The 24,062-nt window shown below is 62.2% G+C and carries 22 protein-coding genes; 15 read left to right on the forward strand and 7 right to left on the reverse strand.

Annotation, left to right across the window (positions count from 1 at the left end):
• Positions 1-90 precede the first annotated feature (90 nt).
• The 3 genes from ACR0EF_RS01920 to ACR0EF_RS01930 all read left to right on the forward strand — a co-directional run bounded on the left by ACR0EF_RS01920 (position 91) and on the right by ACR0EF_RS01930 (position 3,609).
• A complete protein-coding gene (locus tag ACR0EF_RS01920) occupies positions 91-903 on the forward strand; it encodes a TIGR00282 family metallophosphoesterase (protein WP_170357221.1) in 813 nt (270 codons plus the stop codon).
• Between the two features lie 90 nt (positions 904-993).
• Positions 994-2,772 (forward strand): SLC13 family permease, encoded by a 1,779-nt coding sequence (locus ACR0EF_RS01925; RefSeq protein ID WP_170371606.1) that lies wholly within the window; start codon positions 994-996, stop codon positions 2,770-2,772.
• Positions 2,773-2,871: 99 nt separating this feature from the next.
• Positions 2,872-3,609 carry a YbaY family lipoprotein gene (locus tag ACR0EF_RS01930; RefSeq protein ID WP_170371604.1) on the forward strand — a complete coding sequence of 246 codons (738 nt, stop codon included), beginning with the start codon at positions 2,872-2,874 and terminating at the stop codon, positions 3,607-3,609.
• A gap of 13 nt (positions 3,610-3,622) precedes the next feature.
• Here the strand turns inward: ACR0EF_RS01930 and ACR0EF_RS01935 are convergent, their stop codons facing one another.
• The 4 genes from ACR0EF_RS01935 to ACR0EF_RS01950 form a co-directional block, all read right to left on the reverse strand.
• On the reverse strand, positions 3,623-5,284 hold the full coding sequence (locus tag ACR0EF_RS01935; protein WP_170371602.1) for an FAD-binding dehydrogenase: 1,662 nt from the start codon (positions 5,282-5,284) through the stop codon (positions 3,623-3,625).
• Between the two features lie 11 nt (positions 5,285-5,295).
• Positions 5,296-6,153, reverse strand: coding sequence for a bile acid:sodium symporter family protein (locus tag ACR0EF_RS01940; protein WP_170340175.1), 858 nt, complete (start codon positions 6,151-6,153; stop codon positions 5,296-5,298).
• A 72-nt stretch (positions 6,154-6,225) separates the two neighbouring features.
• A complete protein-coding gene (locus tag ACR0EF_RS01945) occupies positions 6,226-6,960 on the reverse strand; it encodes a glutamine amidotransferase (RefSeq protein ID WP_170371600.1) in 735 nt (244 codons plus the stop codon).
• Positions 6,961-7,000: 40 nt separating this feature from the next.
• On the reverse strand, positions 7,001-8,773 hold the full coding sequence (locus tag ACR0EF_RS01950) for an SLC13 family permease (protein ID WP_170365637.1): 1,773 nt from the start codon (positions 8,771-8,773) through the stop codon (positions 7,001-7,003).
• A gap of 110 nt (positions 8,774-8,883) precedes the next feature.
• Between ACR0EF_RS01950 and ACR0EF_RS01955 the strand changes: the two genes are divergently transcribed.
• Both ACR0EF_RS01955 and ACR0EF_RS01960 read left to right on the forward strand, forming a co-directional pair.
• Positions 8,884-9,624, forward strand: a complete 741-nt coding sequence (locus ACR0EF_RS01955; RefSeq protein ID WP_170340180.1) for a YebC/PmpR family DNA-binding transcriptional regulator — start codon at positions 8,884-8,886, stop codon at positions 9,622-9,624.
• A 177-nt stretch (positions 9,625-9,801) separates the two neighbouring features.
• Positions 9,802-11,067, forward strand: coding sequence for a permease (locus ACR0EF_RS01960; protein WP_170371598.1), 1,266 nt, complete (start codon positions 9,802-9,804; stop codon positions 11,065-11,067).
• A 21-nt stretch (positions 11,068-11,088) separates the two neighbouring features.
• Here ACR0EF_RS01960 and ACR0EF_RS01965 read toward each other — a convergent pair whose 3' ends face one another.
• The gene (locus ACR0EF_RS01965; RefSeq protein WP_170371596.1) at positions 11,089-11,973 is read right to left on the reverse strand and encodes a LysR family transcriptional regulator ArgP; all 885 of its coding nucleotides are present in this window, start codon (positions 11,971-11,973) and stop codon (positions 11,089-11,091) included.
• Between the two features lie 84 nt (positions 11,974-12,057).
• Here ACR0EF_RS01965 and ACR0EF_RS01970 point away from each other — a divergent pair, with 84 nt between their 5' ends.
• From ACR0EF_RS01970 to ACR0EF_RS01995, 6 genes are all read left to right on the forward strand, one after another.
• Positions 12,058-12,657 (forward strand): LysE/ArgO family amino acid transporter, encoded by a 600-nt coding sequence (locus ACR0EF_RS01970; RefSeq protein WP_170369487.1) that lies wholly within the window; start codon positions 12,058-12,060, stop codon positions 12,655-12,657.
• A gap of 40 nt (positions 12,658-12,697) precedes the next feature.
• Positions 12,698-13,606, forward strand: a complete 909-nt coding sequence (locus tag ACR0EF_RS01975; protein ID WP_170357230.1) for a DMT family transporter — start codon at positions 12,698-12,700, stop codon at positions 13,604-13,606.
• A 94-nt stretch (positions 13,607-13,700) separates the two neighbouring features.
• The gene (betI, locus tag ACR0EF_RS01980) at positions 13,701-14,273 is read left to right on the forward strand and encodes a choline-binding transcriptional repressor BetI (protein WP_170369485.1); all 573 of its coding nucleotides are present in this window, start codon (positions 13,701-13,703) and stop codon (positions 14,271-14,273) included.
• Positions 14,270-15,778, forward strand: coding sequence for a choline-sulfatase (gene betC / locus ACR0EF_RS01985; protein WP_170371595.1), 1,509 nt, complete (start codon positions 14,270-14,272; stop codon positions 15,776-15,778). Before betI ends, betC begins: the two co-directional genes overlap by 4 nt.
• Positions 15,779-15,864: 86 nt before the next feature.
• Positions 15,865-17,523: a choline dehydrogenase gene (gene betA, locus ACR0EF_RS01990; RefSeq protein ID WP_170371593.1), complete on the forward strand. Its 1,659-nt coding sequence runs from the start codon at positions 15,865-15,867 to the stop codon at positions 17,521-17,523.
• A gap of 127 nt (positions 17,524-17,650) precedes the next feature.
• Positions 17,651-17,890 carry an HP1242/YdcH family protein gene (locus ACR0EF_RS01995; protein ID WP_093964776.1) on the forward strand — a complete coding sequence of 80 codons (240 nt, stop codon included), beginning with the start codon at positions 17,651-17,653 and terminating at the stop codon, positions 17,888-17,890.
• Between the two features lie 46 nt (positions 17,891-17,936).
• Here the strand turns inward: ACR0EF_RS01995 and ACR0EF_RS02000 are convergent, their stop codons facing one another.
• Both ACR0EF_RS02000 and ACR0EF_RS02005 read right to left on the reverse strand, forming a co-directional pair.
• A complete protein-coding gene (locus ACR0EF_RS02000; RefSeq protein ID WP_170369479.1) occupies positions 17,937-19,337 on the reverse strand; it encodes a helix-turn-helix domain-containing protein in 1,401 nt (466 codons plus the stop codon).
• A 64-nt stretch (positions 19,338-19,401) separates the two neighbouring features.
• Positions 19,402-20,607, reverse strand: coding sequence for a multidrug effflux MFS transporter (locus ACR0EF_RS02005; protein WP_170369477.1), 1,206 nt, complete (start codon positions 20,605-20,607; stop codon positions 19,402-19,404).
• A 172-nt stretch (positions 20,608-20,779) separates the two neighbouring features.
• Here ACR0EF_RS02005 and ACR0EF_RS02010 point away from each other — a divergent pair, with 172 nt between their 5' ends.
• The 4 genes from ACR0EF_RS02010 (at position 20,780) to ACR0EF_RS02025 (ending at position 24,038) form a co-directional block, all read left to right on the forward strand.
• Positions 20,780-22,312 (forward strand): acyl-CoA carboxylase subunit beta, encoded by a 1,533-nt coding sequence (locus ACR0EF_RS02010; protein WP_170340194.1) that lies wholly within the window; start codon positions 20,780-20,782, stop codon positions 22,310-22,312.
• Positions 22,313-22,382: 70 nt separating this feature from the next.
• A complete protein-coding gene (locus ACR0EF_RS02015; RefSeq protein WP_170364635.1) occupies positions 22,383-22,868 on the forward strand; it encodes a DUF6497 family protein in 486 nt (161 codons plus the stop codon).
• A gap of 127 nt (positions 22,869-22,995) precedes the next feature.
• Entirely contained in the window at positions 22,996-23,349 is a 354-nt protein-coding gene (locus tag ACR0EF_RS02020) for a hypothetical protein (protein ID WP_170340793.1), read from the forward strand.
• A gap of 485 nt (positions 23,350-23,834) precedes the next feature.
• Positions 23,835-24,038, forward strand: a complete 204-nt coding sequence (locus ACR0EF_RS02025) for a hypothetical protein (RefSeq protein WP_093964781.1) — start codon at positions 23,835-23,837, stop codon at positions 24,036-24,038.
• Positions 24,039-24,062 lie beyond the last annotated feature (24 nt).

Here is a 24,062-nt window from a genome sequence, read left to right on the forward strand (position 1 = left end):
CAGGTTTCCACCGGAATTCAACCCGCATGCGGCCCGCGAATTGCATCGTTCCGCCTTGTTATTGCCGTTTGCAGGGCCTAGGACCGCGATATGAGAATCTTGTTCCTGGGTGACGTGATGGGGCGCGCGGGCCGCGCCGCCGTTCAACAGCATCTGCCCCGTCTGCGCGACGAGTGGCGGCTGGATTTCGTGGTGGTCAACGGCGAGAATGCCTCGAACGGCATGGGGTTGACTGGCGATCATGCCAAGCTGCTGTTGGAGTCAGGCGCAGATTGTCTGACGTTGGGCGACCACGCTTTCGACCAGAAAGACATGCTGCAATTCATCGAACGCGAACCCCGGATCGTGCGCCCTGTTAATTTCGCCAAGGGTGCTCCCGGTCGCGGACATCGACTGTTCACCGCGCCGGGCGGACGCAAGGTGTTGGTGGTTCAGGTGCTGGGACAGGTGTTCATGAAACGGCCGTTCGACGATCCGTTCTCGGCGGTGGAACCGATCCTGAAGTCCCACCCGCGGGGCGGTCAGGCGCAGGCCATCATCGTGGACATGCATTGCGAGGCGACTTCGGAGAAGATGGCCATGGGCCACTACTGCGACGGACGCGCCAGCCTTGTCGTGGGAACCCATACCCATGTTCCGACCGCCGATGCCCAGATCCTGCCCGGCGGTACCGCTTACCTGACCGATGCGGGCATGTGCGGCGACTATGACTCGGTGATCGGAATGGACAAGCAGGAGCCGATGCGCCGCTTCATCACGGGGATGCCCAAGGCTCGGTTCACCCCGGCCAATGGCGAAGCGACGCTTAGCGGCGTTTTCGTAGAAACTGATGACCGTGACGGGCAAGCCAAGACGATCAGCATGGTCCGGGTTGGCGGGCGCCTGCAGCAGGCAGCACCGTGAACGCACGTCAGGCTTGCTCTGCGGCCTGCAATACGTGAAACTGATCCACAGGCGCTTGGGCCGGGACAGGTTTCGGACAGAACACCACGAATGCAACTCCTTCAATTGTCAGATATGGGCAGCGCGATACTTGCGCTGGCGGTTGTCGCGGGCATGTTCCTCATGTTCATGCGCGAGGTCTATCCGACCGAGGTCGTTGCCATAGGCGGCGTTTCGGTGATGCTGGTCACCGGCGTGCTTCCCTACCAAAGCGCACTGGCGGTTCTGTCGAACCCGGCGCCCTGGACCATCGCGGCGATGTTCATCATCATGGGCGCTCTGGTCCGGACCGGTGCCTTGCACGCCTTTACAGCGACGGCGCAGAAACAGGCGCAGGTCAACCCGCGCATTGCCATCGGTCTGCTGATGGCATTTGTCGTCCTGGCCTCGGCGGTCGTGTCGAACACGCCCGTCGTCGTCGTGATGATCCCGGTGTTCATCCAGATTGCCCGCACGTTGAATATTTCGGCGTCCAAGCTGCTGATCCCGCTCAGCTATGCTGCTATTCTCGGCGGGACGCTGACCCTGATCGGAACCTCGACGAACCTGTTGGTCGATGGTGTGGCCCGGGCACAAGGCCTGCCGGCCTTCACGATTTTCGAGGTCACGCCTTTGGGCATCATTCTTGTCATCTACGGCATGATTTACCTGCGCTTCATCGCGCCGCGCCTTCTGCCCGAGCGTGACAGCATGGCAACCATGCTCAGCGATCGGTCGAAGATGAAATTCTTCACCGAGGCGGTCATTCCGCCCGACAGCAACCTGATCGGCCGTGAAGTGACCGGTGTGCAGCTGTTCAAACGTCCGGGTGTGCGGCTCATCGACGTGATCCGCGGCGACGAGTCGTTGCGGCGCAACCTGAAAGGGGTCGAACTGAAGGTCGGTGACCGCGTGGTGTTGCGCACGGAAATGACCGAGCTGCTGAGCCTGCAAAGCAACAAGGAACTCAAGCGCGTTGATCAGGTTTCGGCGGTCGAAACACGCACGGTTGAGGTTCTGATCACCCCCGGTTGTCGCATGGTCGGGCGCACATTGGGTGCGTTGCGGCTGCGTCGTCGCTACGGGGTTTATGTTTTGGCCGTGCACCGGCGCAATCAGAATATCGGGGGGCAACTTGACGATCTGGTCGTCCGGGTCGGTGATACGCTGCTGCTCGAAGGCTCGCCGGCCGATATCAGCAAACTGGCTGCCGACATGGACATGGTCGACGTCACCCAGCCATCGGCCCGCGCCTTCCGGCGCGGTCATGCACCGATCGCGATTGCTGCGCTGATTGGGATCGTGGTGTTGGCGGCGCTCGGCGTGGCTCCGATTTTCCTGCTGTCGATTCTAGCGGTTGCGGTTGTGCTGCTGACGCGATGCATCGACGCGGACGAAGCGTTTTCCTTTGTCGAGGGCCGTCTGCTGGCGCTGATCTTTGCCATGCTGGCTATTGGGGCTGCGCTGGACAGCTCGGGTGCGGTCACCCTGATCGCCAACGCGATTGCTCCGTCCTTTGCCAACCTGCCGCCGTTCCTCATCGTTTGGGCCATCTATCTGCTGACCTCCGTCCTGACGGAACTGGTCTCGAACAACGCCGTGGCGGTTGTCGTCACGCCGATCGCCATCGGTCTGGCGCAGGCTGTGGGGGTGGATCCGCGGCCGCTGGTGGTGGCGGTGATGGTCGCGGCTTCGGCCTCGTTCGCCACACCGATCGGATATCAGACCAACATGATGGTCTACGGCCCCGGCGGGTACCGGTTCACGGACTTCATGAAGGTCGGGATTCCGCTGAACCTGACGGTTGGATTGCTGGCTTCGCTGATCATCCCGTTCCTCTGGCCGCTTTGATCTCCGGCACGAATTTGCCGCTTGGAACTGAAAAACCTTGTAAAACGCGCTGATGTCCCGATCTTTTGTGCTGGAAACTGGTGACAAAGGGATCGGACAATGCAAACCGCAAAAAGCCTGCTGGCAGGAACCGCGTTGTGGGCAGCCGTGTGGGGCGCCGCCCAGGCGGGGACCGTCGAGGGAACAGCCACATATCGCGAACGGATCGCGGTTCCGCCCGGGGCAACCCTGTTCGTCGAACTGCAGGACGTTTCACTGGCTGACGCGCCAGCCGTCACGCTGGCTGCGCAGCGCTATGCTTTGACGGGCGTGCCTGCCCAGTTCGAGCTGACTTATGACGACGCGTTGATTCAGGATCGGCACCGCTATGTGGTGCGAGCCTCGGTGCATCAGGACGGCAAGCTGCTGTTCACCACCGATACCGCTTACCCGGTTCTGACCAACGACGCCGGAAACTCGGTCGATCTGGTCATGGTCAAGGTGCAGGAACGGGGCGCGGCGATGCTTGAGAACACGCAATGGACCGCAACCGAGTTGAACGGTGTTGCGCTGGACACCGAGAAACGTCCGCAGATTACCTTTGCCGAGGGCGGAGCTTTTGGGGGAACAGGCGGTTGCAACCGGTTCAGTGGACAGGCCGAGATATCGGGTAAGTCGATGTCCTTCCCCGACAACATGGCCGCCACTCTGATGGCCTGCCCGCCGCCGCTGGACGAGGTTGAGCGGGAATTCCTTGCCGCTCTCCCAAAGGTCGCAAGCTTTGTTCAGCGCGGGGACACTCTGGTTCTGCTCGATGCGGCAGGTGAACCGGTTCTGCAGTTCCGCCGCGACCAATAATGCCCAAGGGCCGTCAGGCGACGGCCCTCGACCGCCCGGCATTGCGGCCCGAGAAGATGCATCCGCCCAGGAACGTGCCCTCGAGCGCGTTGTAGCCGTGATAGCCCCCGCCGCCGAAACCCGCGACTTCGCCGGCCGCGAACAGGCCGGGCACCATGTGGCCGTCCGCCCCGATCATCTGACTGTCCAGATTGGTCTGCAAACCACCCAGCGTCTTGCGGGTCAGCACATGCAGCTTGACCGCGATCAGCGGGCCGTTTTTCGGATCGAGGAACTTGTGCGGTTTGGCGGTGCGGATCAGCTTGTCACCGCGATAGTTCCGCGCCGCCAGGATCGCCATCATCTGAGCATCTTTCGAGAACGGATTGTCCACCTGTGAATCGCGGGCTTCGATCTGGGCGCGCAGATGCGCCTCGTCGATCAGGCCGCCGCCCAGATGGTTCATCCCGTTCACCAATTCGGTCAGCGTGTTGGCGACGACGAAATCCTCGCCCTTTTCCTTGAACGCTTCGACCGGCCCGGTGGCCTTCGACCCCGAGAGGACCCGCTGGCGGATGACCTCCTTCCAGCTGCCCGAGGTGAAATCGGGGTTCTGTTCCGACCCGGACAGCGCGAATTCCTTCTTGATGACCTTCTGGGTCAGAACGAACCAGCTGTATTCATAGCCGGTTTTCAGGATCTCGCGCAGGGTGCCCAGCGTGTCGAACCCGGGCAGGCAGGGGGGCTGCAGCCGGTTGCCGCGCGCATCGAACCACATGGAGCTGGGGCCGGGCAGGATGCGGATACCATGCGCGGGCCAGATCGGGTTCCAGTTGCGCACGCCTTCGGTGTAGTGCCACATTCGGTCGCCGTTGATCACGTGGCCGCCGGCCTTTTCACTGATCGCGATCATCCGACCATCCACATGGAAGGGCACACCCGCCACCATGTCCTTGGGCGGTTCGCCCAAGCGGTCGCGGGGCCAACTCTGGCGCACCATCTCGAAATTGCCGCCGATCCCGCCCGAGGTGACGATGACCGATGGGGCGTAGACCTCGAACTCGCCCACTTCGTCGCGGTTGGTCTTGCCGCCGCGCTGGGCCGCGTCATCGGCCAGAACCTCACCCGAGACGCCCTTGGCCTCGCCGTTCTGCATGATGATGTGGCTGACCTGATGGCGGAACTTCAACTGGATCAGGCCGGCGCTGACATGCTCGCGGACCCGGCGGATGAAATGCTCCAGCACACCCGGGCCGGTGCCCCAGGTGATATGGAACCGCGGGACCGAGTTGCCGTGACCGTCGGCATAGGACCCGCCGCGTTCCGCCCAGCCGACCACGGGAAACCAGCGCAGGCCCATCTGGTGCAGCCAGGGGCGCATCTCGCCGGCGGCAAATTCGACATAGGCCTCGGCCCATTTGCGGGGCCAGGCGTCCTCGTCCCGGTCGAACTGGGCGCTGCCCATCCAGTCGCGCAGGGCCAGGTCGCGGCTGTCGCGGATACCCATACGGCGCTGCTCGGGCGTGTCGACCATGAACAGGCCGCCAAGGCTCCAGAATGCCTGACCGCCCAGGAAATGCTCGGGTTCCTGGTCCAGCACGATCACCTTCTTGCCGCGGTCACCCAGTTCGGCTGCCGCGGCCAGCCCGGCCAGCCCGCCGCCCACGACGATCGCATCAGCAGTGTTTTCGGTCATGCTCTGTCCTTTCAGCGGTTGCGGTACCAGGCGATGAAGGGGATCGCGACGGCGTACATGGTGATCCCGTAGACGGCCGAAGGCAGGGCCAGCGGGCTGAAGCCGCTTTCGGTTCCGGTGATCAGGGCCGCCAGCGTGATGCCCAAGGTCGAGTTCTGGATGCCGGTTTCGATCGAGATGGTCTTGGCCTCATTCCACGACAGTTTCGCCGCCCGCGCCAGCCCCAATCCGATCAGCAGCAGCGCGAGGTTCAGCGAGATCAGCCCGGCGCCCATGATGCCCAGATTGTCGACGAACAGCTGCCAGTTTCCAGCCAGCGCGGCGATCACGATCAACACGAACAGGATGGTGGCCAGTTTGGAAAGGGGGCCGTCGATCCGGTTGGCAAAAGCGGTTGCAAAGTGGCGCAGGCCAACGCCGATGGCGACGGGCAGGGTGGTGATCAAGAACATCGCCAGCGCAAGACCGCTGATCGACACTTCAGGTGCGTCCTCGCCCATGAAGTGGTCAATCGACCAGGCCGCCAGAACCGGCACCGTGACGATCGACAGCAGGCTGATCACCGCCGTCAGGCTGACCGACAGCGCCACATCGGCCTTCGCCAGTTTCGACAGGATGTTGCTGGTGACGCCGCCCGGGCAAAAGCTGAGCAGCATGAACCCGACCGCAATCGCCGGCGGCAGCGCGAACAGCTTGACCGTGACGAAAGCCGCGACCGGCAGCAGAACGACCTGGCAGACCGCGCCGATCGCAAACGGATAACGCCGACTGATCACGCGCCGGAAATCCGCCGCCTCAAGCCCGATGCCCAAAGACAGCATGATGATGGCCAGCGAAACCGGCAGGCCCACGTTTATCAGAAGATCCAAAACAACCCCTCCCAAAGTCGTTTCGGTCCAACCTAAGCGCGCGGTCCCCGGTCAGGCAACCGCGCCGTTGGGTCACCCGTAGCGCTGGGCGAAACGGCGCAGGATTTCGCCGGGCTGCGTGACCTCGGCCGCGTGGCAGCGTTCGATCAGCGGCTGGGCGTCCTCGGGACGGAAATAGCCGTGGTCCTTGTAGATGTGGATGCGCTGCTCAAAGTCCTTGGCGTCGGCTTCGGGGTGGAACTGCGTGGCATAGACATTCTGGCCCCAGCGGATCATCTGGAACGGGCAGGGGTCTGACGCGACCAGATGCACGCAGCCCGCGGGCAGGGCCTGCACCGCCTCTTTGTGACCGACGAAGGCATCGAAGTCGGGCTCGAGCCCGGCGGTTAGCGGGTCGCGGGCGCCATCCTCGGTCAGGTGGCAGCGCGACGGGCCGACCGGCTCGCCATAGCGGTCCTTGCTGACCGGCGCGCCCAGATGCGCGGCCAGAATGCCCAGGCCATAGCAGCAGCCCATGAAAGGATGATCGTGCGCCGTGATCTGCGGCATCAGCCCCATGATCGCGCCCTCGATTCGGGCATCCATCTGAGATTTGCTGGCCGGGTCGTCGCTGACGCAGCCCGGCCCGCCGCCCACGATCACGCCAGCATAGTCGGTCACGTCAAGACCTTCGGGCAGGGCCTCGCAATCCAGACGGATGCGGTGGGTACGCTCGGGTGTCAGCCCGGACCGGTTCAGGATCGAGGCATATTCGGCGTCCGAGGCATCGGTCTCGGGGCGCAGCTGCAGGATCAGAAAGCGTTTCATGCGCTGCCCTTAGCGCGCGGTCCGGCAGTCACGCAAGCCCTCACAGCGGCCAGAACACGAGGATCGCCGGGACCGAAACCGCCACGATCAGAATTTCCAGCGGCAGGCCCATACGCCAATAGTCGCCAAAACGATAGCCGCCGGGCCCCAGCACCAGCGTATTGTTTTTGTGCCCGATCGGGGTGAGGAACGCCGCCGAGGCGGCCACCGCCACCGTCATCAGGAACGGATCGGGTGAAACCTCGAGCGTGCGCGCCATCTGGATGCCCACCGGCGCGGCCACGATGGCGGTTGCTGTGTTGTTCAGCACGTCCGACAGCGTCATGGTCACGACCATCAGAACCGTCAGGATGGCCCATGCCGGCAGGCCGTCGGTCAGTTGGACCAGCGCGTTCGCGATCAGTTCCGTCCCACCCGAGCTTTCCAGCGCGCTGCCCAGCGGGATCATCGAGCCCAGCAGGACCACGACCGGCCATTCGATCTGATTGTAGATCTCGGTGATCGGGATGATCTTGGTCAGCACATAAGCGATCACCACCAGCCCCAGCGCGATCGGCAGATAGATCAGCCCAATGCTGGCGGCCAGAACGGCAGCGGCGAACAGGCCGATGGCCAGCCACGCTTTGTCATTCGCGGTCACGTTCAGGCCGCGTTGGGCCAGAGGCAGGCAGCCGAGCCACTCGGTCACGTCCGCGCCCCGGTCGCGCGGGCACAGCAACAGCAGGATGTCGCCCGGCTGTACCTCGGTCTTGCGGACCTGTTGGGTGATGCGCCGGCCCTGGCGGGAAATGCCCATCAGGATCGTGTTCTGCCGCCAGGCCAGCCCCAGCCCCTGTGCCGTTCGGCCATTGATGCGGGCGCTTTCGGGTACGACGACTTCGATCACCTCCAACCCGTCGCCGGCCGCGGTCAGCAGCTCTTGCCGGCGGGCATCCGAGAAATCCAGGTTCAGCGCGGCACGGAACTCGTCCAGCGCCTCGGGGCTGGCTTCCAGCACCAGCGCGTCGCCTTCCTGAAGGATCGCGTTTGCTGCGCGGCCATAGCGGCGCTTGCCGTCCCGGATCAGGCCGATGATGGCGACGTCGGATTTCTCGGCGACCTCGTCCAGCTCGGCGACGCGCTTGCCGATATGGGGAGACTCAGCCGGGATTGTCAGTTCAGCGATATATTCCGCCAGCGTTTCCGAACTCTCGGTCTGTTCGCCGCGGTTGGGGATCAGTCGCCAGCCGATCAGGGCGACGAAGGCCAGACCTGCGATGGCCGCCAGCCCGCCAACCGGGGCGAAATCGAACATGTGGAACGGCTCGCCCAGGGTTTCCTGTCGGATCGACGCGATGATGATGTTGGGCGGTGTGCCGATCAACGTGGCCATGCCGCCCAGAATGGTGGCAAAGCTCAGCGGCATCAGCGTCAGCCCAACTGAACGCCCCGCCTTGCGCGCGGTCTGAATGTCGACAGGCATCAGCAGCGCAAGCGCCGCCACGTTGTTCATGAAGGCGGACAGAACCGCTCCGATCCCGCCCATCAGCGCGATATGCGCACCCAGACCCCGCGAGGCATCGACCAGCGTGCGGGTGATCAGGAACACCGCACCCGACCGCACCAACCCGGCCGAGACCACAAGCACCAGCGCCACGATGATCGTGGCCGGATGGCCGAACCCTGCAAAGGCTTTGTCAACCGGAACAACGCCCAGGATCACGCCGACCATCAAGGCGGCAAACGCCACAAGGTCATAGCGGAACCGCCCCCAAAGCAGCAGACCGAATACCGTAATAAAGAGTGCAAAGAGAATGATCTGATCTGTCGTCATTGGGCCACCATAAACGCGCTGACTGCACGAGCAAGCGGGTGTCTTGATCCTTTGCCCCGCAAAAGTCTATATGTGCGCCGAATACGCAATCACGATTACGAGGACGCAACATGGCAGGCCACTCAAAATGGGCCAACATCCAGCACCGCAAGGGGCGCCAGGACGCCGCGCGGTCCAAGCTGTTTTCCAAGCTGTCGAAAGAGATCACCGTGGCCGCCAAGATGGGTGACCCCGATCCCGACAAGAACCCGCGCTTGCGTCTGGCGGTCAAAGAGGCCAAGTCGAACTCGGTGCCGAAGGACGTGATCGAACGCGCGATCAAGAAATCCCAGGCGGGCGACGGTGAGGATTACGAAGAAATCCGGTACGAAGGCTACGGTCCCAACGGTGTGGCCGTGATCGTCGAGGCGATGACCGACAACCGCAACCGCACTGCGTCGAACGTGCGTTCGACCTTTTCCAAGAATGGCGGAAACCTGGGCGAGACCGGCTCGGTCGGGTTCATGTTCGACCGGAAGGGCGAAGTGATTTATCCCGCATCGGCGGGCGATGCCGACACGATCTTCGAGGCGGCCATCGAGGCTGGGGCCGAGGATGTGGAAAGCTCGGAAGACGGTCATATCATCTGGTGTGCGGATACCGACCTGAACGAAGTGTCCAGTGCGCTCGAGGCGGCTCTGGGTGAATCTGAATCTACCAAGCTGGTGTGGAAACCCACGACCACCACCGAACTGGGCCTTGAGGACATGCAGCGCCTGATGAAGCTGGTCGAGGCGCTAGAAGACGATGACGACGTTCAGCGCGTGACCACCAATTTCGAGGCCACCGACGAGGTGATGGCGCAACTCTAAGCGTCGCACTCGGTTGTTTTTGGAGCCCGGCCGAACACGGCCGGGTTTCTTTTTTTGCCTGCGTCGCAGTTGGTCCTTGGCGCATGTGGGTCCTGCGCATACCCTTAGGGTTGAACCGCGCAGAAAGGAACTGGCAGAGACCTTGCGACAGACAGGTCGGGGCCGGCACGACAGGACATGACAGGCAAATCCACGGAATTGGAGCGGCGAAATGTACCGGTTCTGGCAAGTCAAAGCGTGCTGTCCCAGGTGGCGTGGACGATGGGCAGCCCTTCGATCGTATTGCCGTTTCTGGCGGTCTCATTGGAGATGCCCATGTTTCTTGCCGGGGCGCTGGTTTCCGTGCGTCAGGCAGGCAACATGATTTCGGACATGTTCTTTGCGGTCCCTGTGTCCGCGAAGCAGCAGAAGAAACGTTCCATTGCCCTGACCGAGGTCGCGATTGGTGCGTGCCTTCTGGCAGCCATCGTGGTTGCGGCGATCGGGGGCTCGCCCATGGTGGCTGCGGCTTTCGTCCTAGCCTTCTTTGCAATCGGCATGATCGAAGAGGTCCAGGCGCTGATGTTCACTGACCTTTGGGGGGATCACCTGCGCTCGAAATCCCGGATCTGGATGAGCTATCTTCAACTGGGGGCAGGGGGGCTTGGGGCCATCGGGCTGACACTGACGCTGCATCATCTGACTTCGGACAACCCGCCATTCTCGCGTCACTCGACCGTGATCGCGGTGTCTGCCGGGTTCTTTGTGCTGTCCGGATTGTCCATTCTTGCCCTTGCGGAACTGTCGCGGTCGCAACCCCAGGCGCAAACCGGTCGTCGAGCGGCGGGGCAGTTCCTGTCGGACGCTCGGGCCATGTTCGAATTCCCCTGGTTCCGACGGTATCTGACCATGCGGTTGCCGCTGGTCGGGGTTTCTCTGTCGGTGCCGTTCTTTGCATTGATCGCAGCCGAGGCGCATCATGGATCGGCCAAGGGACTGACGGCGTTGATCATTTCGTCGGCGACCGGCTATCTGGTCGCCGCGCCCCTGTGGCAGCTCGTGAACATGAAGTCACACCGGGCGGTCATGGTGGCCGGGTCGTTGATGGTGGGGGTGACGGGCGTCGTTCTGGTTGCGGTTCACTGTTTGCACCTTGACCACGACGTTCACCTGCACGCGATCGCCCTGTTCGTGGCGACCGTCGCGACAACCGGCATCGGCAGTGCGCGCAAGCTGTATTTCATCGACACCGCGCCCAAGGAACAGCGGGTCAAGGCGTCGGCCGCGATCAAGAGCATTTGCAGACTCGTGGCGATTGTCGGGTCGGCCGGGTTGGCGGCGGTTGCGCATATGAACGAGGTCGCACTGGCGGTCGCTTTCCTCACCCTGTGCAGCTTCTGGTCGGCAATCGCATGCTATCGTCTGGTCACGCCGCAGCGGAAGGATGCGGAACGCGCCACCTGAGCCATCGATCACAGCGTGGTGTTACGGGTTTGCCAGCACTTGCGCCGCAACTTTCCGGACCGCTCGCGTCAACGGTGAAAGCGCCGGTGCAAGGATACGCCCGACCTGCCAGGTCAGAGGCACATCCAACGGGGTGTTGGGCACAAGCTCGCGCAGACGGCCATCCGCGATCGCGCTTTGGACCAGATGCGCGGGGTTCATCCCCCAACCCAAACCTGCGGCAGCAGCGGCTACGAACCCGTGAGACGAGGGCAGAAAGTGGGTCGGCGGAGACAGCCGGCTACCCGTTTGCGCATGTATCCAGGCCTTTTGCAGGGCATCCTTCCTGTTGAAGGTCAGGCAGGGTGCCTGCGACAGGCTCTGAGCATTCACTCCGCCAGAGAACCAACGAGCCATGAACTCGGGGCTTGCCGTCGGCAGGTATCTGAGCGTGCCGAGGGCAATGGAATCGCATCCCGGGACGGTTTGCCCGCCCACCGAGATGGCGGCGCTGACATCCCCGCGCCGCAGCCATTCAGCCGAGTGATCCTGATCGTCGATCACAAGGTCAAACAGCATATCATCAACGGCTGCCATCGCGTCTATGAACCAGGTGGAAAGAACATCCGCCGGAACCGCGATCCTGACTCGGGTGGGGCCTGTGCCCTGTTCCAGCGAAAGCTCGCGATTGAGTTGCGCTTCAAGCAGGCCGATGTCTTCGGCATGGCGGGCAAGCCGCAAGCCAGCCGGGGTTCCGGTGCAGGGTGTGCCGCGGTGAATCAACGATACGCCGACCCGATCCTCCAGCGCCTTGATCCGTTGCGAAATCGCAGATGGCGTTACCGCCAGTTCAGCGGCGGCGGCGTCAAAGCTGCCATGCCGCAGAATAGCGGCCAACGCGGCCAGGTGATGTGGGTCCAAGTGCATTAGAAAAACTAATTATGGCTCATTATCTTTAATTTGATACATGCGTATCTGTCGCGTAGTCAACAGACCTGAACAGGAGGGTCCATGTCTACATCCGTCATCGCCGGCTTTGCGCTTGGCTTCAGTTTGATCCTGGCAATCGGCGCTCAGAATGCGTTTGTCCTCAGGCAGGGGCTCCGGCGCGAGCATGTTTTTGTGTTGTGCCTGACATGCGCCGTGTCGGACGCCATTCTGATCGCCGCAGGTGTCGCGGGTTTCGGCAGCCTGGCAACTGCGGCGCCGTGGTTCGAGCCGATGATGCGATACGGCGGCGCGCTGTTCTTGACGTGGTACGGACTGCGCAGTCTGGCGTCAGCCTGGCGCGGCGGCGCCGCGCTTGAGGTCGGAGAGGCGAAGCGTACAAGCCTGCGCGCGGCCTTGCTGACCGTTCTGGCCTTCACCTGGCTCAATCCGCATGTCTATTTGGACACGGTGGTGCTGATCGGTTCGATTTCGGCGCAGTATGAAGACCGGATGGGTTTCGCCATCGGCGCCATGTTCGCCAGTTTCGTTTTCTTCTTCTCTCTGGGATATGGGTCCAGGGTGCTGTCTCCCATTTTCGCCCGGCCCAGGGCATGGCAGGTGCTGGATGTGCTGATCGGTATCGTCATGTTGGCGATCGCCTGGAAGCTGGTCGCAATGTAGAGGCTTGTTCGTCGCCGGGTTTCCGTGTTCAACCGGACCCATGACAACGATCGCCACCCAATCCCGCCCGCTTGCCGGAATGTTCTGGATGTTCAGCGCTGGGCTGTCTTTTGTGGCGATGACAGCCTTGGTCAAATCTCTGGGTACCTCGATGGATCCGATTGAGGCTGCGTTCCTGCGTTATGCTTTGGGGCTGGTCTTTCTGCTGCCAGCCATGCGGGCGATCCTGACCACGCATCTGACCCGCCGGCATATCGCCTTGTTTGGACTGCGTGGGGCCATACATGCGGTCGGGGTCATGTTGTGGTTCTTTGCGATGACCCGTATCCCGCTGGCGGAAGTGACTGCGATGAACTACCTGACGCCGGTCTATGTGACCTTGGGCGCCGCGCTTTTTCTGGGCGAGACGATGGCTTTTCGCCGTATCGCGGCCGTGCTTGTCGCCATCGTGGGCGCTGTGATCATTCTACGGCCCGGGTTCCGCGAGATTTCCGCCGGGCATCTGGCGATGCTGGGCACCTCGCTGATGTTGGGGGGGTCGTACCTGCTGGCCAAAGCGATGGTGCAGGACGTGCGGCCTTCGGTCGTTGTGGCGCATCTGTCGATCTGGACGACGTTGTTTCTTATCCCTTTTGCGATCGCCGTCTGGACTCCGCCCAGCCTGCGCGACATCGGCGTGCTGTTCATGATCGCCAGTTTTGCAACGGCGGGGCACTATTTCATGACCTTGGCTTTGCAGGCTGCACCTGTCGCGGTGACTCAGCCGGTCACCTTCCTGCAGCTGATCTGGGCCACGCTTCTGGGTGCGCTCGTGTTTCAAGAGGGCATCGATATCTGGGTCGTGGCCGGGGGGACGCTGATCCTCGCAGCGGTCAGTTTCATAACCTGGCGCGAGGCCGTCCTGAACCGCAGTGGCTTGACCCCTCCAAGCCTTGCCCCCAAGCTGTAAAAGCCTCGGAGCCCCCAAGGGCAACGTTATTGATTGACGAGTCAATAAAAAGCCCTTAGCGTTTGTTCTGTTGAGACTAGGTTTGGGGGCGGTTATGCCAAAACTCGGAATGGAGCCGATCCGGCGCGATGCGATCGTCAGGGCGACGATTGCCGAGTTGGGGTCCAAGAAGTCTCTGGATGTAACCGTCAGTCAGATCGCCAAACGCGCCGGCATGTCCAGCGCCCTCGCGCACCATTACTTCGGGGGGAAAGACCAGATCTTTCTGGCGGCGATGCGGCGCATCCTTGGCGATTTCGGCGCCGAAGCCCGAACCGAACTGAAAGCCGCGGCCCCGGACCAGCGCGCCCAGGCCATTATCCGCGCCTGTTTCGCGCCGTCATGCTTTACGCCCGACGTGATCGCCGCGTGGATGACCTTTTACGTTCTGGCCCAGACCAATGATGACGCGCTGCGCCTGTGGCAGATCTATCAGGCGCGGATCCGGTCGAACCTGATCCACGCCTTGCGACCGCTGATGAAGGACCCGGTCGAAGCGGCCGAGAACATGATCGCCCTGATCGACGGTCTGTACATCCGCGCCGCTTTGTCCGCGCCCGAGGAACCGCAACTGGCGGTTTCCCACGCCATGCGCGTCCTGACGACCTTGCTCGAGGCCGAAAAATGACACGACCCAACCTTCTGATCCTGATGGTGGATCAGCTCAACGGTACCCTCTTTCCCGACGGTCCCGCCGAGTGGCTGCACGCGCCCAACCTCAAGAAACTGGCGGCGCGGTCAACGCGGTTTGCCAATGCCTATACGGCCTCGCCGCTGTGTGCGCCTGGGCGGGCCAGCTTCATGTCGGGCCAGTTGCCTTCGCGCACGGGGGTCTATGACAACGCGGCCGAGTTCCGCAGCGACATCCCCACCTATGCCCATCACCTGCGCCGCGCGGGCTATTACACCTGCCTGTCGGGCAAGATGCATTTCGTCGGCCCCGACCAGCTGCACGGGTTCGAGGACCGCCTGACCACCGACATCTATCCGGCCGATTTCGGCTGGACCCCGGATTACCGCAAACCGGGCGAGCGCATCGACTGGTGGTATCATAACATGGGTTCGGTCACCGGGGCCGGCGTGGCCGAGATCACCAACCAGATGGAGTATGACGACGAGGTCGCCTATCACGCCAAGGCCAAGCTCTATGATCTGGCCCGCGGCAAGGATGACCGCCCGTGGTGCGTGACCGTCAGCTTCACCCACCCGCATGACCCCTATGTGGCGCGGCGCAGATACTGGGACCTGTACGAGGATTGCGAGCACCTGCTGCCGCAGGTTCCCGATCTGGGCTATGACAACCAGGATCCGCATTCCCAGCGCATCTTCGACGCCAATGACTGGCGCAGTTTCGACATCACCGAACAAGACATCCGCCGCTCGCGCCGGGCCTATTTCGCCAACATCACCTATCTGGACGACAAGATCGGCGAGATCCTCGAAGTGCTGGAGTCCACCCGGCAGGAGGCGATCATCCTCTTCGTCTCGGACCACGGCGACATGCTGGGCGAGCGGGGCCTTTGGTTCAAGATGAACTTCTACGAAGGCTCGGCCCGGGTGCCGCTGATGATCTCGGCGCCGGGCCTGCCGACGGGCCGCATCGACACCCCGGTTTCAACGATAGACGTGACCCCGACGCTGGGTGAACTGGCGGGGGTGGACATGGCGGAGATCGCTCCGTGGACGGATGGCGAAAGCCTGGTGCCGCTGGCCAACGGCACCGAGCGCGCGGCGCCGGTTCTGATGGAATACGCGGCCGAGGCGTCTTATGCCCCGCTGGTGTCGATGCGCTATGGCAAGTGGAAATACAACCGCTGCGCGCTGGACCCCGATCAGCTGTTCGACCTCGAGGCCGACCCGCACGAGTTGGTGAACCTGGCCGGCAAGCCCGAACACGCCGGTACGCTGCAAACCCTGCGCGCCAAGTCCGAGGCGCGCTGGGATCTGGACCGGTTCGACGCCGAGGTGCGCGCCAGCCAGGCGCGGCGCTGGGTCGTGTACGAGGCGCTGCGGCAGGGCGGCTATTACCCGTGGGATTATCAGCCGCTGCAGCAAGCGTCCGAGCGCTACATGCGCAACCACATGAATCTGGACAATCTCGAGGAAAGTCAGCGCTTCCCGCGCGGCGAATGACCTCTTTCGCATTTTGAAGTTACGCCCACCGGTGGCAACGCACGGGACATCCCGCGCCACCGGTCGGGACCAATGGAGATACGACCATGGAAGCAGATTTCGTCATCGTCGGCGCCGGATCCGCCGGATGCGCGATGGCCTATCGTCTGAGCGAGGCAGGGGCCTCGGTATTGGTGATCGAGCATGGCGGCACCGATGCCGGGCCGTTCATCCAGATGCCGGCGGCGCTGAGCTATCCGATGAACATGCCGATCTATGACTGGGGCTATCAGTCCGAGCCCGAACCCCACCTGAACAACCGGCGGCTGGCCTGCCCGCGCGGCAAGGTGATCGGGGGGTCGTCCTCGATCAACGGGATGGTCTATGTGCGCGGCCATGCGCGCGACTTTGACACCTGGGCCGATATGGGCGCGGATGGGTGGTCCTTCGCGGATGTTCTGCCCTATTTCAAACGGATGGAAAGCTGGCACGACGGCGGCCATGGCGGTGACCCGAAATGGCGCGGAACCGACGGCCCGCTGCATGTGTCGCGAGGGCCGCGCAAGAACCCACTGTTCAAGGCCTTCGTCGAGGCCGGGCGGCAGGCGGGCTACGAGCTGACCGACGACTACAACGGCGAGAAACAGGAGGGCTTCGGCCCGATGGAGCAGACCGTCTGGAAAGGGCGGCGCTGGTCGGCGGCCAATGCCTATCTGAAGCCTGCGCTGAAACGGCCGAACTGTGACATCGTCCGGGGCCTCGCCACGCGCGTGGTGATCGAGGATGGCCGCGCAACAGGGGTCGAACTGATCCGGGGTGGCCGCACGCAGATCGTGCGCGCCCGGCGCGAGGTGGTGCTGGCGGCCTCGTCGATCAACTCGCCCAAGCTGCTGATGCTGTCGGGGATCGGAGCGGCCGCGCACCTGGCCGAGCACGGCATCAATGTTGTCGCCGACCGGCCCGGCGTGGGCGCGAACCTGCAGGATCACCTGGAACTGTATATCCAGCAGGCCTCGCTGCAGCCGATCACGCTGTACAAATACTGGAACCTGTTCGGCAAGGGCCTGATCGGGGCGCAGTGGCTGTTCACCAAGACCGGCCTTGGCGCGTCGAACCAGTTTGAAAGCGCGGCGTTCATCCGGTCGAAGCCGGGGGTCGAGTACCCGGATATCCAGTACCACTTCCTGCCCATCGCCGTGCGTTATGACGGCAAGGCCGCAGCCGAGGGGCATGGCTTCCAGGCGCATGTCGGGCCGATGCGTTCACCCTCGCGCGGGGCGGTGACGCTGCGCTCGGCCAAGCCCGAGGACGCGCCGGTGATCCACTTCAACTACATGAGCACCGAGCAGGACTGGGAGGATTTCCGCACCTGCATCCGCCTGACCCGCGAGATTTTCGGCCAAGACGCGTTCAAACCCTATGCGGGCAAAGAGATCCAGCCCGGTGCGGACGTGCAGACCGACGAAGAACTGAACGCTTTCATCGCCGAACATGCCGAGAGCGCCTATCACCCCTGCGGCACCTGCCGCATGGGGCGGGCGGACGACCCAAACGCGGTCGTCGACCCGCAGGGCCGTGTCATCGGGGTGGATGGGTTGCGTGTGGCGGACAGCTCGGTGTTCCCGCAGATCACCAACGGCAACCTGAACGCGCCGTCGATCATGGTGGGCGAAAAGATGTCGGATCATTTGCTGGGCAAAGACCCGCTACCCCGGTCCAATGACCGGCCGTGGATCCACCCCAAATGGGCCGAGGCGCAGCGTTGAATGCATTGTCGGTAGGGGGGATGCGACCGCGAGGGAAACATTCCCCTTCCAATTGATCCGAGTCAAAGTCAGCTTTGGTATTAGGGTCTAGCTGTAGTGCGAAACCAAACTCAAGGAGCGAGCAGGAATGTCCCATACCCCGCATGAACTGGCCGAGGAATTCCCGGACAAGGTTGAACTGATGAGCCAGCTCAAGCAGACCGATGCCCATTTCGCCCGGCTTGCAGACGAATACCACGAACTCAACCGTATGGTGCATCGGGCGGAAACCAATGTTGAGCCGATGGAAGACCTGGCCGAGGGCGAACTGCGGAAAAAGCGAGCCGCGCTCAAGGATCAGATCTGGTCGATCCTGAGCAAAGCGTGAACGAAAAGGGGCGGGAACTGATCCTGCCCTTTTCCGTTTTTTGGGCTCAGGTGACTTCGTAGGGCAGCGTGCCGCGCGTGTGGGCGTCGATCTTCAGTCGGCGCTCCAGCGGTGGGACGGACCGTTGGTGGCAGGTCTGGCGTTCGCAGATGCGGCAGGAAATCCCGATCGGCTCGTAGGCGCTGGTGTTGTTGATATCCAGATTGTCGGCATAGACCAGTGCTTCGGCGTGCCGGACCTCACACCCGAGGGCGATGGCATAACGGCGCACTGGCGCACCGAAGGACCCGCCCGATTTCGACACGTCCCGCGCGATCGAGATATACCGAACCCCGTCGGGTGTTTCCGCCAATTGCAGCAGGAAATGACCAGGCGTTTCAAAGGCCCGGTGCACGTTCCAAAGCGGGCAGGCCCCGCCGAACCGCGCAAATTGCAGCCGTGTGGCCGAATGGCGTTTGGTGATCGTGCCCGCCTGATCGACCCGCACAAAGAAGAACGGGATGCCCTTGGCGCCTGGTCGCTGAAGGGTGGACAAGCGGTGGGCAACCTGCTCGATCGAAGCGCCGAACCGGTTGCTCAGCAGTTCAAGATCGTGCCTGTCTTCCTGCGCCGCTGACAGAAAGGCGGTGTAGGGCATCAGCGACGCACCGGCGAAATAGTTTGCGAGGCCGATCTTGGCGATCGCCCGGGCTTCGTCGCTTTGAAACTTGGCAAAGTCCAGCGTGGCCTCGAGCAGTTTGTCCTGGCTGATCAGTGCGACCTGCAGCAGCAGTTGAAAGACCTGGGTCTGCGGCGCAGCGCGCGAGGACAGGCGCAAAGTTTTTGTAGCGTTGTCATAGCTGCGCAGGGCCGGAATGTCTTCGAACATCACCTGAACCCCGCGTTCCTTCAGGCTGTCCAGTGCTGCCTGCCGAATGCCTCCCGGTCCTTCGGCGCGGGCGGCGAACCGCTCAGCGGCCCGATCGACCGCGTCGATGTAGTTGTCGCAGTAGTGAAAGAAATCGCGCACCTCTTCCCACGGGCTGGCCTGAATACGCGCGTCCTCGCGTCCGAGGGCCTCGTCCAGCGAGGCGAGTCTCTCATGGGTCTGCCGGTAAGCTTTGTGCAGCTCGATGAAGGACCGCGCCAATGCGGGGGCATTGGACGCCGTTAGCCGCAGGTCCGCCAGAGGGGGGATGGCATCCGCGAAGACAGGATCGGCCAACGCCTCGCGCATGTCCGAGACCAGACGCTCGCTGTCGCCGGTGCTCAGCTCGGTAACATCCATGCCGAATTCCTGCGCCAGCGCCAGAACAACCGTGGTCGAGATCGGCCGGTTGTTGTTCTCCATCTGGTTCAGATAGGGCAGGGAAACACCCAGCTTGGCCGCAAATTCCTTTTGCGTCAGCGTCAGACGCGTCCGCATTTCGCGCAGCTTTGCGCCTGCGTAGAGTTTCTGAGTGGCCATCGGTTTTCTTTGCAGTTATTCCGCCTTCGCAGGCTAACTTTGCAAAGTCCCGGGTGCAAGGTGGCTAGATGCCGAGTTGACGTTCCCGCCAGATCACGCTGCTGATCGCGACGATGGCCAGAACCGATGTGGCCAACATCAACCACAACAGCGGCATGGCGCCGGTTTCATTGGTCAGCATTGCACCGGCCAGGGCGCTGAGAGCTGCGCCGCCGCCCAGCATGATCGCGCCGCTCAGCCCGGATGCGGTCGCGGCCAGATGTGGTCGCACGGACAGCGATCCGGCGGTTGCATTCGGGATCGACATGCCGTTGCCCAAGCCGACGAATGTCATGAACCCGAAAAAGCTGAGCGCCGAGCCCCAACCCGCCAGAAACAGAACCGCGGACAGCGCGACGCCGATTGCATTCAGCCAGCAGCCCCAGCGCACCATCCGGTTCACGCCATAGCGCACCGAGTACCGGCCGCTGATGAAGTTCCCGAAGAAGTAACCGACAGCCGGGGCGCCGAAATAGATTCCGACTTCGGCGGCGGTCAGGCCAAAGATCTCGGTGCCGATGAAAGGCGCGCCGCCCAGATAGGCGAAGAACGCGCCAGACGACAACGCGGATGACAGCGAATACCCCCAGAACCGCGGAGAGGTCAGCAGTTCGGGATACTCCCGAAACTGTTGGATCAGGGTTTTGCCGCTCTTGGCCGAGGTTTCTCCGAAGTCATGATAGGTCAGAGCCAGCGCGAAGGCAGCCAGTCCGAAAGGCAGCCAGAAATTGGCCTTCCAGCCAAAGCTTTCCTCCAGAATGCCCCCGATGGCCGGTCCGATCATCGGCACGACGGCCATGCCCATGGTGACGTAACCGATCATGGATGCGGCCTGATCCTGATCATACATGTCGCGCACCGCTGCGCGGCTGAGGACGATCCCCACGACGATAACGGCCTGCCCCATGCGGAAAGCAAGAAATGTCTCGACGTTTGGGGCGTAGATGCACCCCAGCGTTGCCAGCAGAAACAACACCAGCCCCCACAGCAGCACCGGCCGCCGCCCGGCCTTGTCGGCGATCGGACCGATCAGGATCTGCAGAACGGCGTTGATCAGCAGATACAACGCAATCGACAGCTGCATGACCTTGTAGTCGGCCTCAAAATACACCGCCATGAAAGGCAGGCTGGGAAGGAACAGGTTCATGCTGAGCGCCGACAATCCCGACAGCAGGACAAGCGTTAGCAGCTTGGGCGGAGAGCGGTGCGTAGACGTGGAACTGAACTGCATGGTTCACTCATAGTTCCGGTATTCGGGAAAGGCCATGCCGATGCACAAACATTAACTGATTTGCAATTCCCAGAAATCTAATTGCCAAAATTTTGCAAATTTGCCGAAAAGGCCTTTGGGTGATGCGGAGCAATCTATATTGTCGCCACAAATTTGACAGGGGAAAATCGTGATGAAGGACATCCTTGCCGAGCTTGAAAACCGCCGTGAGGACGCGCGCCTGGGTGGCGGGCAAAAACGGATCGATGCGCAGCATGCGCGGGGCAAGCTGACGGCGCGCGAGCGGATCGAGCTGCTGGTCGATGAGGGCAGCTTTGAAGAGTTCGACATGTTCGTGACCCATCGCTGCACCGATTTCGGCATGGAAAAACAAAAACCTGCCGGGGATGGCGTTGTGACCGGCTGGGGTACGATCAATGGCCGCATGGTCTATGTGTTCAGCCAGGACTTTACGGTGTTTGGCGGTTCTCTGTCGGAAACGCATGCGCAGAAGATCTGCAAGATCATGGATATGGCCATGCAGAACGGCGCGCCTGTAATCGGCATCAACGACTCGGGAGGGGCGCGAATCCAGGAAGGTGTCGCCTCGCTGGCGGGCTATGCCGAGGTGTTCCAGCGCAACATCATGGCCTCGGGCGTGGTGCCGCAGATCTCGGTGATCATGGGCCCCTGTGCCGGTGGCGCGGTCTACAGCCCGGCGATGACCGACTTCATCTTCATGGTCAAGGACACGTCGTACATGTTCGTGACCGGCCCCGACGTGGTGAAGACGGTCACCAACGAGGTCGTCACCGCCGAGGAACTGGGCGGTGCGTCGACCCATACCAAGAAGTCCAGTGTGGCTGATGGCGCTTTCGAAAACGATGTCGAGGCGCTGGCCGAAGTGCGGCGGCTGGTCGACTTCCTGCCGCTCAACAACCGGGAAAAGCCGCCCGTGCGCCCGTTCTTTGACGAGCCGGGGCGGATCGAGACTTCTCTGGACACGCTGGTCCCGGAAAACCCCAACACCCCCTACGACATGAAGGAACTGATCACCAAGGTAGCCGATGAGGGTGATTTCTATGAAATCCAGGAGGATTTCGCGAAAAACATCATCACCGGCTTCATCCGGCTTGAGGGGCAGACCGTCGGCGTGGTGGCCAACCAGCCGATGGTTCTGGCGGGGTGTCTGGACATTGACAGCAGCCGCAAGGCCGCACGGTTTGTACGGTTCTGCGACTGTTTTGAGATTCCGATCCTGACCCTGGTGGACGTTCCCGGCTTTTTGCCCGGCACCAGCCAGGAATATGGCGGTGTCATCAAACATGGCGCCAAACTGTTGTTTGCCTATGGCGAAGCGACTGTGCCCAAGGTGACCGTGATCACTCGCAAGGCTTACGGCGGCGCCTATGACGTCATGGCGTCAAAGCACCTGCGCGGTGATTTCAACTATGCCTGGCCAACCGCCGAAATCGCGGTGATGGGCGCGAAGGGTGCAACCGAAATCATCCACCGCGCCGATCTGGGAGACCCGGATAAGATCGCGAAGCACACTCAGGACTATGAGGATCGGTTCGCCAACCCGTTTGTCGCGGCCGAACGCGGCTTCATCGACGAGGTGATCATGCCGCACTCGACGCGCCGCCGTGTGTCGCGGGCCTTTGCCAGCCTGCGCAACAAGCAGCTGAAGAACCCTTGGAAGAAACACGACAACATTCCGCTGTAATCCGCCGGGGCGCTTTGCCCCGGTTCGATCCACGAATGTTCCTGATTGACCGCTGACACAAAACCGTTTCATGATCCCAGCCACCAGATACGGAACAGCGCAGGAGATGATCCTGGCGCCTGCGACCCCGGAAGGAGGAGCCTGCCTGTGGCGGGTCCGGGGTCGCGCTCTTGTTCTGGCATTCATGTGTTTTGGATCGCCCGGTTTCGCGCAGGACGGAAACCTGTTGCCGGTTCCATCCGGCCAGCCGGTGACACTTGAGGACGTTCTGGTCGATACCAACCCGGGCGAACTCTGGCTGCGGTTTCGATTTGTCGCGCCCAAGATTGGCGATGAGGTGGGCGGTATCGGCTATGACGTGGCCGCGACCGACATGGAGCATCTGTGTCAGACACTGGCCATTCCTTATGTCGCGCACCATCAACTCAGCCCGGCGCGGGTCGTGATCTCGCTGTCCGACCGCCCGGTGGAATTCGGCAACTCGTCTCCGGATGCGACGCAGTATTTTGAAGCCTACCGGTTGGAGCAATCCGCATGTATCTGGGAGGGACTCTGAACATGATTTCCCGATCTCATGTCGTCGGAGCATTCCGAGAAACTGATGCGGCTTTGGAGATACGCATGACACATTCATCCCTGCGCGGGTGCCCGTCGCGGACCGGTTTTTTGAACGAGGTGCCGGCATGTTGAAGCACCGTGGTTTCCCCGGACGGCTGCCGGGAACCGATTTCCAGTTCACGATCCGCCGGGCAAACCCCAAGGGCGTGACGCCATTGACCCGTCGTGAACGCTATCGGGACCGAAAAGCCGCGGACAAGCGTGCCGATACGGCATTCCTCGAAGCTTTGTGGGAGCATTTCGGAGATCAGCCGTTTGAACGCGGAAATCTGGACGCTGGCCGCCTCAGCTGGCTGTTTGGGCGCGAGGTCGTGCCTGCCGAGGATCCGTTCGATCCGGCCAGCTATGATGCGTTGCTGAAGATCGACTTTGAGACCGCGCGGCAATCCTTCCCCGATATCTTCGGTGGGGAGGCATAGTTCGGCATGAGCCTTCAGCCAAATATCATGGGTTCATCTGCTTGGAGCGCGATCCGGCGGCGACCGGATATGCGGTCCAGTCGGCGCCCAGTGATGGCGGAAGTCTGTGCCGGAACCCGTTGCAAACCGGGCTCTTTCGGCACGAACCTGCGCGCCGTTTCTGGGAATGGGCAATTTCCAGCCGGAATTTCCGGCGTTGCAATTGATCCGTTGGCGGCCGCATTTTTGCTGTGCAAGGTGAACGGGCCGTGCGGCTCGACTTTGCCTGCGCCGCACATGCACCTACTATTCCGTACCCCTTCCTTCCGCGGGCAGGACCGTGTTTCCAACACAGACCTGCCCGCGCTTTTCTTTGCCCGAACTGCGGAGCCAGGGCGGCAAAAACCTGCGCAAAGCCCTGTTTCACCCCGTTTGATATTGAATAACAAAGCCCGATTCAGGCATTTGCTGTTCAATTCGACAAGAAACCAAAAGGGGCAGTATACATGCGAATCTCACGAGTTTTCCTTGCGCTCGCAACCTGCGGCGGGTTGGCAGCCTGCGGTGATTCAACCGGGGAACAGGCGCTGCTCGGCGGCGGTGTCGGGGCTGTCGGGGCTGCGGTTCTCAGCGCGGACCCGATCCTTGGGGCTGCGGTCGGTGCGGCCGGCAACGTGCTGTATTGCAAGACGCAAAACAACTGTAACTGATACCGGTTTTCCGGGGCGCGCGCC

The sequence above is a fragment of the Ruegeria sp. CG8 genome (genome assembly GCF_056537165.1).